Here is a 13,175-nt window from a genome sequence, read left to right on the forward strand (position 1 = left end):
AGCCACAAGTCTTATTGCTATTAGTTGCTCTCCAGCAGAGCTATGTCCTCTTCAGACTTGTAATAATAAAAATAATGCTTTTATTGGAATTTTTTGTGCTATTTGCTAGGATTACAACATAGAAGGGGACTACAGGGGTGTTACTTGAGGGGTGTCGCATAGCCAGAATGAAAAGCTTATATTAAGGAGTAAGAAAAACTCCTAAGCTTTTATTTAACACTCAAACGAAATTCTTCATCAGAAAACAGGTGATTATGGCTTAGCTTTTAAAATAAACCTTAAAAGTTGAGCCTTTACCTAGCTCGCTTTCCACTGAAATTTCACCTTCTGCATTTTCAATAATTTTTTTCACTAAAAATAGCCCTACACCTGAGCCTTCTACATGATTATGAACTCTTTTAAAAATATTAAATATCTTCCCTATTTTATCTTCTTTAATTCCTAGTCCGTTATCCTTTACGGATAATACCGTATAGTCATTTTCTTTCTCTGTGCTAATGGTAATTTCAGGATCTCTTTCAAAATCTCTATATTTTATCGCATTGCTAAGCAGGTTGAACAGAATGTTTCTTAAATTTTTCTTGGAAAAGCGAATAGAAGATTCCTTAAAGTCACAAATTATAGTAGCATTGGACTTTTTTAATTCTTCCTGAAGACTAATTTTAACGTCTTTAAATAGTTCTTTAATATTAGCATCTTCACTATCTTCTAAGTTACTTTCAATTTTGGCAATATCAGATAACTCATCAATCGTTTCAGCAAGATTGTTGATTGATTTTTCAAGCAATCCCATCATTTTTTTATCAGCAGATTTTTCTGATTTTTTTAAATTCGATATTATAGATTTTATATTTGCTAATGGCCCTTTAAAATTATGAGTAACGGAGTAAATAAAAGTGTTATGCTCTTCATTTATGTGAGAAAGCTTATGTTGTATTTTCTTCAAATTGGTTATATCATTAAAGGTAACGATAACCCCATCATAGATGCTTTCTTTCTCCTTAAAATAAGACGTGATCACCATCTGATACCATCTGTAATCAAGTGTTTGAATTTCTTTTTCAATCTCACTGGAGGACTGTATAACCCCCTCTATGTCATCAATAAGTGTAGGTACCTTTATTTTGGTAGAAATATCGCTTAATGGCCTACCTATATCACTGTGTTTTAGATTTATTTGCTTAGTGGTAGGAGGGGTGAATTTACGCAAGATCATATCCTTATCAATATAAAGTTGCCCGTTAACAGTACCTTTAAAAAAATTGTTTAAGTCATCATTAAGCTCTGCCAGTTCCTTCATTTTCAACTGATATTCATTATTTACAGTCTGCAGTTCCTCATTAACCGATTGTAGCTCCTCATTTGTGCTTTGTAGTTCTTCATTGCTCGATATTAATTCTTCGTTATATGAGGAGATATTATCATTGGATTCATCTAAAGCCTCATAACTTTTTTCCAGTTTTTCCTGAGTTTTAGAAAGTTGATGTTCTAAATCATGAATGTGCTGAATTGCGTGTGCATCTATTTCAAAGGATTCATTGTTTTCAGTGCTTATTTCTGTTTCTTCCTGATGATCACTGTACAACACAAGCAAAATAGTAGGCTTGTCATCTGTTGCTTCATTGAAAGGGATTACAAGTATATCAATAGCTTGTGTTTCATCATTCTTTGTGAATTTCACATTAGATATACTGTTGTTTTTTTGATTTCTGATGGCTTTTCTTAAGCATACAGAAGTGGCAATGGAGAGCTCATTAGGAAGCATTTCAAGTAAATTGAAATTGAAAAATTTAGGCAATAAATATTTTTCGTAATTCCCATAAGTTTCCAAAATAGAGAAATCCGAATCTACATAAATGCCACCCTCAAATCCCATTTTTTCCAGTATATCATGATTTTGAATTTCGCTTAGATCATTTTCAGTATTTCTTTTTTCTAAGGCGGAATACTTTTTTGAGGGGATTTCACGCAAAGATAATCCTGGAGTACTGTATGTGGTGTCTCTGAGATATTTACGAGTTTCCAGGCTTTTGAATATTCTCCATTTCTTATCTACCGTAGAAAATGATTTTCTAACATCCCCTAAACTTTCACTTGGCCCTAAGAATAAATAAGAGCTGGGGTTAAGACAAAAATGTAAGGAAGAGAGGATTTTATTCTGTAAGATTGGATTGATATAAATCAAAAAGTTACGGCAACTGATTAAGTCAATTTTTCCATAAGGGGGTTGCTTTACGATATCATGATCAGCAAAAATAATCATTTTCCTAATATTGTCCCTGATTCTATAGTTTTGGTTTTCTTTTATAAAATACTTTTCAAGTAAATCATCCGGAACATCATTTTGAATCTTTGAAGTGTAAACTCCTTTGGAGGCAACGGCCAAAGCTCCCTTATCAATATCACTGGCAAAAATCTTTACTTCAAGATTTTTTTTCTGTTCTATAAGATGCTCATTTACCAAAATCGCTATAGAATAGGCTTCTTCTCCGGTGGCGCATCCCACTACCCATATTTTAAGGGTATCCACCATCAGTTTATTTTTGACAATTTCAGGGATTACCTTTTCTTTTAAAACTTCATAGGCTTCTTTGTCTCTGAGAAATTTTGTTACACTAATAAGGAATTCCTTTGCTAAAATCTCGAGTTCATCTGTATTCTCCTTAATATAATTGATATAGTCTTTTAGGTTGCCAATCTTATTTTGAGTCATCCTAATTACTATTCGTCTGATAATAGTAGGGCGTTTATAATCTGTAAAGTCTAATGGGGTGTGTTTCTTTACCAAATTGAGGATTTCAGAAAGCTTGTCTTCATCGCCTTGATTGACTTCTTCCGTTAATTTGGCCTTAAGCTCCTCACGTTTTAGAAAAGAAATTATTTCTTCTGGGATTAAGCGAGGCTCCAGAATAGCATCCGCATTTCCTGATTCAATTGCGCTAAGGGGCATACTGGGAGATTTAGCACTTGATGGGTCCTGTACGATTACCATTCCGCCATTCTTTTTAATGGCTGCAATTCCTTTTGTTCCGTCTTGGCCCATGCCGGAAAGAATGACAGCTATACTTTTTTCTTTTTGATCTTCTGCAAGAGAGTTTAAGAAGATATCAACAGCGGTATTCGCTTCATTTCTTTTGCTATCCGTTAAGTAGAGTGTTTTATTTTGGATAGTCATGTTTTTCTCCTTCGGAATCGTATATACGTGGTTGGGCTTTACAAACATTCCGTTTTCAACTTCACTAATCTTCAATTTGCTGTGTTTTTCCAGTAAATCTGCCATAAAACTTTTATAATCGGGGGACAGATGCTGTATAATAATATAAGAAACGTTATCTATTGGCGTGTTATCGAAAAGGGTGTGAATGGCTTCCACTCCTCCTGAGGAGGCTCCGATTGCTATAATGTAACAGCTTTTGTTTAAATCAGATTTTGTCATTTCTTTTGGGTCAAATGTGATTTTCTTAAAGTGCTATACCTTTTTAAATTTTCTCAGCAAGGTTCAGCGGGTATTATGAGCCTTTAGAAAATTATTAAGGGCCTCATTCAATCATTATGTTTTTTTTGAGGCAAAACTTTTCTGTATGGATTCTTGAATCTTACAGAAAGATAGGAAATAAAATACATGTTTTGGAATATAATTCCTTTGAATTAGAATTATTGTGGGCAATTTTGACTTTTCCCTGCTTTCCTCGCTGGGACACCATAGTTAATTAAAGTAAAAAGAAATTAATTTAAAAGGGGCCAGAAACAATTTAAACAGAGCCTAAATTAGGATTTGATAAAACCAGATTTATTTGATGGTTAACTCCCGCATTTTCGCCCTAAACGAAAAAAGCGGGCTGGAGGGTAAAATGGCGAGCCAGCGTTGGCTTTTGTGGGTTGGAGCATCATTTTACCTAGATTTTTTGCCAGCCAATAGCTGGTCAGAATCTGGCTGACATACTTTTTCATCATTGGAAAAAGTATGAAGCATTAAAAGTGCAATAAAAACACAAAGAATGACGATTTAATGCTTATTTCTACTTTCTGGGACAGCTTAAAACAATAAAAAAGTGCTTTTAAATCAATAAAATGCACTTTATAAATTTTACCGAGGAAAACAAGAGGAAATAAAATACATGTTTTGGAATATAATTCCTTTGAATTATTGTGGGCAATTTTGACTTTTTTCCTGCTAATCTGAGTTCGATTAATAGCCGTCCCCGTAAAAACGAGGCAGGCTATGCCGGAAAATGAAGACTTAATTTCTCAAACGTCTTCATTTATCCTGCCTGTGCCCATTCATCAGTATATTTTCTACTCATTATTATCAAGAAATCACCCATAATGTTATTATGAATAATCAGGCTTGAACTTTTTCTTTTTTTGCTTCGGAAAATTTATACTTTTCCTTTGTGTTATGCTCATAGGATTCACTTTTAAAATACACATTAAAAGTTGAGCCTTTACCTAACTCACTTTCTACTGAAATTTCACCATCTGCGTTGGTAACAATTTTTTTCACTAAATATAAGCCTACGCCTGATCCTTCAACATGATTATGTCTTCTTTTAAAAACATTAAATATCTCCTCAATTTTATCAGCTTCCATTCCTAATCCATTATCCTGCACGGATAATAACACATAGTCATTTTCCTTTTTAGAGCTTATGATGATTTCTGGCTCTCTTTCGGGAGACCTATATTTAATAGCATTATTGATTAAGTTTGACAATACACTTCTCAAATTTTTCTTGGAAAAGAATATAGTATGCTCTTCAAAATCACAAATTATATTGGTTTTAGTTTTATTGATCAGTCCATGCATACCAATTTTTATTTCCTCATATACTTCTTCTATATCAACAGGTTCGCAGTTTTCTATTTCGTTTTCAATTTTAGCAATATCGGATAGTTCATCAATAGTCTCTAAAAGGTTTTTAATGGAGGTTTGAATCATCTCCATTATTTTTTCAGTCCCGATACTTTCGGCTTTTTCTGAGTCTGTTAAAAAAGAAACTAATCCTTGTAAACTGGACAGTGGTCCTCTTAAATCATGGGAAACAGAGTATATAAAAGTATTATGATCTTCATTGATGCGAGATAACCTATGCTGTGTTTTTTCTAATTGTGTTATATCATTAAAAGTGACAATAACACCATCATAGATTTCTTCGTGTTCCTTAAAGTAAGGGGTGATCACCATTTGGTACCAGTGATCGTCATTGGTTTCTACTTCTTTAATAATTTCATTTGTAGATTCAATAACATCTTGAATGTCATGAATAAGTGTAGATTCTTTTATTTTGGTGGAAATATCGCTTAACGGTCTACCTACATCACTATTTTTCAGGTTTATTTGCCTGGTAGCCGGAGAAGTAAATTTGCGTAAGATCAGATCATTGTCAATATAAAGCTGTCCGTTAACAGTGCCTTTAAAAAAATTGTTTAAGTCATCATTTGCCTCTGCCAATTCTTTAATTTTCAACTGATGTTCACTGTTTACAGTCTGCAGTTCCTCATTAACTGATTGTAGCTCCTCATTTGTACTTTGCAGTTCTTCATTACCCGATATTAATTCTTCGTTGTAAGAGGTTATATCGTCTTTAGATTCATCTAAAGCATCATGACTTTCTTTCAATTTGTCCTGCGTGATGGCCAATTCATGCTTTAAGTCATTAATGTGTTGACGTGAATGTGAATCCAATTCAAAAAGCTCTTCCTTATTCTCGCTTTCCAGTGCTCCTTGATGATCACTATACAAAATAAGAGAAATGCCAGACTCACTAGTAGTTTTATTTATTGGGATTACTGTTATATTAATAAATTGTCTTTTCTCATTTTTCCAAAATCGCACATCTTCCATGCTACTTTTTATTTGATCTCTATTGGCTTTTCTAAGGCATACAGAAGTGGCAATAGAAAGCTCATCAGGAAGCATTTCAAGTAAGTTGAAATTGAAAAATTTTGGTGATAAATATTTATCGTAATTTCCAAAAGTTTCTAAAATACTGAAATCTGTGTCTACATAAATACCGGCTTCAAATCCTAATTCCTCCAGAATATTATGATTATAAATTTCCGTTAGATTTCTGTCAGGATTAGTTTTTTCAGGAGTTGATTTCTTTTGAAAAGATAAATTGGGCAAGTTTAATCCTGGGGTACTGTATGTGGTATCCTTAAGGTGCTTGGGCGTTTCTATGTTTTTATAGATTTTCCATTTCTTATCTACAGTGGCAAAAGATTTATTTATTTCTCCTAAACTTTCGCTTGGTCCCAAAAATATATAAGAGTCAGGATTGAGACAAAAGTGTAAGGAAGTGAGAATTTTATTTTGCAATATAGGATTGATATAAATCAAAAGGTTACGGCAACTTATTAGGTCAATTTTTCCGTAAGGAGGGTGTTTTACAATATCATGATCAGCAAAAATGATCATTTTTCTAATTTTGTCCTTAATCCTGTATTTTTCATCTTCTTTTGTAAAATACTTATCAAGGAACTCTTCTGAAACGTCTTTTTTAATTTTCGAACTGTAAATTCCTTTAGAGGCAATGGCAAGCGCTCCTTTATCAATGTCACTGGCAAAAATCTTTACCTCCATGTTTTTTTTCAGCTCCGTTAGATGCTCATTTATCAAAATTGCCATAGAATAGGCTTCTTCCCCGGTGGCACAGCCCACTACCCATATTTTAAGGGTATCGACTGTCAGTTTATTTTGAATGATTTCAGGGATTACTTTTTCATTTAAAATCTCATAAGCTTTTTTGTCTCTGAAAAACTTTGTTACACTAATAAGAAATTCCTTGGCTAAAATCTCGAGTTCATCTGTGTTTTCATGAATATAATTGATGTAGCCATTTAGAGAGCTAATTTTATTATGAGTCATCCTATTCACTATTTGTCTGATAATAGTAGGACGTTTATAATCTGTAAAATCTAATGGGGTATATTGTTTTACCAAATTAAGGATTTCAGAAAGTTGATTTTCATTGTTTTCGGAAACTTCATCCGATAATTGGGACTTAAGTTCCTCCCGTTTTAAGTAGGCAATTATTTCTTCTGGGATTAAGCGAGGCTCCAGAATAGCATCCGCATTTCCTGATCCAATTGCGCTATGGGGCATATCCTTAAATTTAGCACTTGATGGTTCCTGTACGATTACCATTCCGCCATTCTTTTTGATGGCTCCAGCTCCCCTAGTCCCGTCATCGCCCGTGCCGGAAAGAATTACTGCTATACTTTTATCTTTTTGGTCTTCGGCAAGGGAATTTAAAAAGATATCAATAGCCATATTGGTTTGTTTAGGCTTGCTATCCGTTAAATATAAAATCTTATTTTCAATCGTCATGTTTTTCCCTTTCGGTATAGTATACACCTGATTGGGTTTCACTAACATTCCATCTTCTGCCTCACAAATCTTTAATTTACTGTGCTTCTCCAGCAATTCTGCCATAAAGCTTTTATGATTTGGGGAAAGATGTTGAATGATAACATATGAAACGCCATCGTCAGGGGTGTGATCGAAAAGCGAATGAATGGCTTCCATTCCTCCGGAAGAGGCTCCAATAGCTATAATGTAACCGTCTTTATTTAAATTAGATTTGGTCATAAATTTTTGGTTTATTTTGATTTCCAAGGGGTGCTCATCTTTTTTAGGCTTTAAAATAGGTTTGATGATGAGCATTAGTGGCCCTTATACTTGATTTTGGTTTTATTTACTCCATTTACATAGGTAATCCAATGGTTTATAAATCTTTACACTTATTAATATAGTTGTAAGGTAGGTAATAAAATACATACAATGTTACATGATTCACAGATATTGTAAATTTTTCGATATAAACAAGCTTTTTTGTTCGATTAATTTTAATTTTTAAAATGAATCGAACCTATCCATCTGTTTTTGAGAAGTATACCCTTAAAATATTGCATTAAATCTCTATGAAATCGTGGGGGAAAAAAGCAAGCTTGTTTAAAGTGAACCAAAAAAGAAAAGATCCCTCATTATAACTGCCAATTAATGTAGCAACATACGCTTTGTATTAGCGTAATTATTTTAAAAGTTATTAAAATGGTAAACTATAAAATTCCTTCTCAAACAAGAATAGGTCATATTCATTTAAAAGTCTCTGATTTAGAAAGGGCTTTAGATTTTTATCATGGTTTATTAGGCTTTGAAATTATCCAGAAACTGGGCGATCAAGCGGCATTTATTTCTGCAGGTGGTTATCATCATCATATTGGCTTAAATACCTGGCAAAGCAAAGGAGCAGATCCTGCTCCATCTTATGCTCCAGGCTTATTTCATACCGCTATCCTTTATCCTAGCAGGAAGTCTCTGGCGGAGATTTTTGTCAGGTTGCGTGAAGCTAACTATAAATTCACCGGTGCTGCCGACCATGGAGTGTCTGAAGCATTGTATTTAGATGATCCTGATGGCAATGGTGTAGAGCTTTATTATGACAGACCAAAAGAGGAATGGCCGATAAATAATGAGGGAGAAATTGAGATGTACACTCGATCGCTGGATTTGGAAGATTTGTTAAAAGAGTTAAGTTAAATTACATTGCTAAAAGTGGTTACTTTTTTGCGCTCAACAACTATTTGAGGTTAATAGCGTTTGTATTAATTGTAATTGATAATATTATATATCAATTTTCACCTTAAACATACACTACAATTATGAAAACAATTGGAATAGTAATTTTGATTATTGGAATCATCGGTACAATATTATTTGGAATTCAGGCGATTCAGGATTCCGAAAGCTTTAGCTTTTTGGGATTGGATGTTGGGGTTAGTTCTGCCAATTGGACTCCATTAATAGTGAGTGTTATAGTACTATTAGTAGGTGCTGTATTATATGGTAAAGGCAAAAAATAAAATTTCATCATCATCATCCATCATTTATAATTTAAGGGGCTTCATCAAGCCCCTTTTTTTGTACACTTAATTTAAAGAGAAAACTTATGGTTCTTCCAGCTTTCCTCGCTGGGACACCTTAATTATTGAAAGAATAAATACTTTTAACCAAATAAGTTACAATTATCTAAAAACAAGGCAAATTTGATTTAAGTAAGGGTATAGGAAGTCCTAATTTATTTTTAGTAGCTAACTCCCCCAATTTCGCTGAAAGCGAAAAAGCGGGCTGGCGGGTAAAATGGCGGGCAGGCGTTGGCATTAGCGGGTAGTAGCATCATTGCTTGTCCGACCACTGGCGGATTACCTAGATTTTTTGCATACTTTTTCATCAATGGAAAAAGTATGAATGATAAAGCCAGAAATAAAATACAAAAATTGGCAACAAATGCTTAATTCTGCTCTCTGGGACACCCAAAAACAATGAAAAAGGTCTTTAAATCAAAAAAAAATGCACTATTTTAATTTACCGAGGAAAGCAAGAAAAAGAAAATCTATACTTCTTTAATTTCAATGGATTTTACCTCACCGAACCTGATGTTAAAGAAGATGATTATTTGCCCTCCATTTTTACTAAAAAAGGAACAATTTCTTCCAGGGCATTTTTCCTGGATCCTTTTATTAAAATAGTACTTCCTTTTTTCAAAGGCTTAGTCGTTAAATGCTCAATCAATTCCTCTTTAGTTTCGAAATACTTTCCAAAGTTGTCTTTTTTTGAAGCAGCTTGAATTTGTTTTCCACAGTAATACCTTTTACTGATGCCCAGATCTACTGTTATTTCACCAAGCTTTTCATGTTCCAACTCAGAAGTGTCACCCAATTCCAGCATATCCCCTAAGATCACTACTGATTCTGTATTTTCAATAGCTCCTAAACTTTTAATGGCTAATTCCATAGAATCTGGATTAGCATTATAGGCATCTAATAAAATAGTGTAATTATCAGTTTTAATCATTTGAGACCGCATATTTTCAGGGAAATACTCCTGTGTTGCCGCTATGGCTTTTTCCATGGGAACGTCAAAATATTTACCTATGCATAAAGCAGCAGCTACATTGAGATAATTAAACTGACCTACTAACTGGGTTTCTATATGGCTAAATCCTTCAGTTGAATATTTCAAAAATGCTGTTCCTTTTTCAGGTCTTAATTCCAGGTCGTCTCCTTCGCTTGGAAAAGTAACGGCATTGGAAAATCTTTTCAGCATATTTTTCAGTACCGCATCTTGAGTATTAATAAAGGGCACACCATCATTCTTCTTTAGGAAATCGAAAAGCTCACTTTTCCCGATGATGATATTTTCAAAGCCTCCAAATTCTCCTATGTGCGCTTTTCCAATATTTGTAATTAAGCCATGAGTTGGTTGAGCTATTTTACAATAAGAAGCAATTTCACCAATATGATTAGCTCCCATTTCTATAATAGCAATCTCATGATTATTCTTGATAGAAAGCAAGCTTAAGGGTACCCCAATATGATTATTAAGATTGCCTTTAGTGGCAAAAACGTTATATTTTTTAGCTAAAACAGCATGAATCAATTCTTTGCTAGTAGTTTTTCCGTTGGAACCCGTAATGCCTATAATGGGGATGCTGAGTTGTTCCCGATGATGAGTTGCTAATTGCTGTAGACTTTTTAAGGCGTCATTTACCAAGATGATCTTTTCATCATCTGTATGATATTCAGCTTCATCCACTATAGCTGCCAAAGCACCTTCTTGAAGGGCTTTTTGGGCGAATTTATTTCCATTGAAATTAGGTCCCTTTAAAGCAAAAAACAGATTGCCTTTTTCAAGCTTTCGGCTATCAGTGCAGATACCCGTGCTTTTTAAAAATATTTTGTATAGCTTTTCTATCTGAGTCATCTTTCAATAGGTTTTTACAAATCTATAAAATTGTAAAAGCTTCCAATTGATTATACCAGAAAAAATATAAAGTAGGTTAAATTTGCCTTATGCGATTCTTGCTTTTCTTTATGCTTTCAGGACTTTCATTTATTGGTTTTTCCCAATATCGATTTATTCCCTATCAGGATGTACCCATTACTCATCCAAATGAGGCTGAAAAAGCTTTTCCTTGGGCAGGAGGTTTAAATGGGGTGCAATACAGTAAAATAGATTTGAATAATGATGGAATTGATGATTTGGCAGGATTTGACCGCAGTTCAGGCCGGATATTTTGTTTTTTAAAAAACAGGAATGATTATGAATATGCCCCTCAATATGAAAAGTTTTTTCCATTCGAAATCCAGAATTTTTTTATTCTGAAAGATTATAATGGAGACGGAAAAGCTGACTTATTCACTGCAGGAAATTTAGGAATTACGGCCTTTCGCAATGTGGGAACAGCAAATATTCCACAATGGAAAAGAGTGTTTAATTTTATAAGCTATAAAAGTCTTTCGGGCAACGAGGTGAATTTGCAAGTGAATTTCAATGATTATCCCTACATCGGTGATATTGACAAGGATGGTGATATAGATATTTTAAATTTTAATTTTTCAGGCATTCAGAGCCGGATTCTTTTCTATGAAAATAAAAGCGCTGATAATGGAGGGAATCCAGATTTAGCCCCTTTTAAATTGGTAGATAATTATTGGGGAACCGTGGAGGATTGTGATTGTGGCGTTTTTGCTTTTGATGGCCAGGATTGTCAAGGTGTTTTTGGAAGAATGATGGAAAATGCTCGTCATGCAGGTGGTAAAAGTGTAGCGATTTTTGATTTCCAGGAAGATGGGAAGTTGGAATTGGTTTCAAGCCATGAAGAATGTAAAGAGCTCTATTATTTCAATAATGCAGCATCCGCAAATCAAGCGCCTGATTTTGATAGTTTTACATCCGATTTCCCTAGTCAAGCGGATGCTGCCCGATTCAATTTTTATCCGAATACCATGATTATGGATATTTTGGGAGATGAAAAAGAAGAAATAATCATCAGTCCAAATGTGATAGCTAATTTGGGAAGCCCGATTGATTTTTCCTCTTCCAATTGGCTCTATCAAAAAGTAGGGAATGATTATGAATTACTCACTAAAGAATTCCTGCAGGAAGATATGCTGGATTGGGGCGCACAAGCAAGTCCTGCTTTTTATGATTATGATAATGATGGAGATTTAGATCTTTTCATTTCCTATACTGATTTAGGTGAAAATGAAGTTCTATTCAGTGCTATTGCCCTTTATGAAAATATAGGCAGTGGTCAGAACCCTGCTTTTGAATTGATTACAGATGATTACCTCAACTTATCCGAAGAAGGATTAGCCAATATGTTTATTCAGTGGGCAGATGTTAATTTAGATGGTCAAAAGGATTTGATTTTACAAGGAACCCTTCAAAACAGTAACCAATTACGGATCATTTTCCAGGATGAAACAGGCTTGAATTTGAATTCTACTATCTCGGTGGAAGATGTCTTTATTGGTTTTGGTTATTCAGTTCATTTTACTGATGTGGTGGGGGATGAACATCCTGATTTATTGGTAGGGAAATCCTCTGGTGGCTTGATTTTATATGAAAATATTGGAGAAGGTAGGAATCCTCAATTTCAGATGGTAGAGAATGCATTCTTGGGAATAGGAGATGACTTTTTCCGTTCTGCTTTAAGAGTTCATGTGGCCGATGTTGATAATGATAATCAGCAGGATTTAATCACTTCGGATTTAAGCGGAAATATCAGAGTGTTTTCTGATTTAGAAAATAATGAAGGCGAGTTTGATTCTTTGAGAATTTACAATTCACTTGAGCAAAATTTTAATGAAGCTTATTTTGGGAAAAGAAATAATTTGGTTTTCGCCCCACTTTTTGATGATGATTATCCTACTCTAGTTTTAGGAACAGTATCCGGAGGAATCAGGATTTTCAGAAACACTGAAGAACTGCCCGTTCAAAGTGGAGAAGAATTACTTTTTCAAGTTTATCCTAATCCAAATCAGAGCCGACAACTTTATATTAAATGCAATCAAAATATTTTAATTTCCATCACCACTCTTAATGGGCAAAAAATTCTTACAGAACAAACTTACCAGGCATTCTCCAGTCAAGCCATTGACGTCTCAACTTTAGCAGGAGGTATTTATATTGTTAGTGCTGTATTTGAAAATGGTAAGAGGGTAAGTAGAAAAGTGGTTTTGTATTAATTAATAACCTGAGTTCGATTCTAATTTAGGATTCAGAACGCCTGTAAATAGTGAGTTTCAACTAAAAATTCTGAAGCAATAGCGGGCTATTGTAAGGAATTTTTAGGAAGAAAATCGCTGTTTAGAGGTGGGATAGGAAA

Annotated in this window: 7 protein-coding genes; 4 read left to right on the plus strand and 3 right to left on the minus strand. The window is 34.1% G+C overall.

Going from position 1 to position 13,175, the window contains the following annotated elements:
- Positions 1–259 precede the first annotated feature (259 nt).
- Positions 260–3,436 carry a chemotaxis protein CheB gene (locus tag Q0L29_RS00880; RefSeq protein ID WP_296618374.1) on the minus strand — a complete coding sequence of 1,059 codons (3,177 nt, stop codon included), beginning with the start codon at positions 3,434–3,436 and terminating at the stop codon, positions 260–262.
- A gap of 906 nt (positions 3,437–4,342) precedes the next feature.
- Positions 4,343–7,591, minus strand: coding sequence for a chemotaxis protein CheB (locus Q0L29_RS00885; RefSeq protein WP_296618375.1), 3,249 nt, complete (start codon positions 7,589–7,591; stop codon positions 4,343–4,345).
- Between the two features lie 462 nt (positions 7,592–8,053).
- Here Q0L29_RS00885 and Q0L29_RS00890 point away from each other — a divergent pair, with 462 nt between their 5' ends.
- The 3 genes from Q0L29_RS00890 to Q0L29_RS00900 all read left to right on the plus strand — a co-directional run bounded on the left by Q0L29_RS00890 (position 8,054) and on the right by Q0L29_RS00900 (position 9,297).
- On the plus strand, positions 8,054–8,542 hold the full coding sequence (locus Q0L29_RS00890; RefSeq protein ID WP_296618376.1) for a VOC family protein: 489 nt from the start codon (positions 8,054–8,056) through the stop codon (positions 8,540–8,542).
- A gap of 122 nt (positions 8,543–8,664) precedes the next feature.
- The gene (locus Q0L29_RS00895) at positions 8,665–8,865 is read left to right on the plus strand and encodes a hypothetical protein (RefSeq protein WP_296618377.1); all 201 of its coding nucleotides are present in this window, start codon (positions 8,665–8,667) and stop codon (positions 8,863–8,865) included.
- Positions 8,866–9,156: 291 nt separating this feature from the next.
- Entirely contained in the window at positions 9,157–9,297 is a 141-nt protein-coding gene (locus Q0L29_RS00900; RefSeq protein WP_296618378.1) for a hypothetical protein, read from the plus strand.
- Between the two features lie 157 nt (positions 9,298–9,454).
- Here the strand turns inward: Q0L29_RS00900 and murF are convergent, their stop codons facing one another.
- Complete coding sequence (gene murF / locus Q0L29_RS00905; protein ID WP_296618379.1) at positions 9,455–10,765, minus strand: UDP-N-acetylmuramoyl-tripeptide--D-alanyl-D-alanine ligase; 1,311 nt, start codon at positions 10,763–10,765, stop codon at positions 9,455–9,457.
- A gap of 89 nt (positions 10,766–10,854) precedes the next feature.
- On the opposite strand from murF, the gene Q0L29_RS00910 reads away from it, so the two are divergent.
- Positions 10,855–13,035, plus strand: coding sequence for an FG-GAP-like repeat-containing protein (locus Q0L29_RS00910; protein ID WP_296618380.1), 2,181 nt, complete (start codon positions 10,855–10,857; stop codon positions 13,033–13,035).
- Positions 13,036–13,175: the final 140 nt, after the last annotated feature.

The organism is Marivirga sp., from assembly GCF_024636815.1.
Lineage (GTDB): Bacteria > Bacteroidota > Bacteroidia > Cytophagales > Cyclobacteriaceae > Marivirga.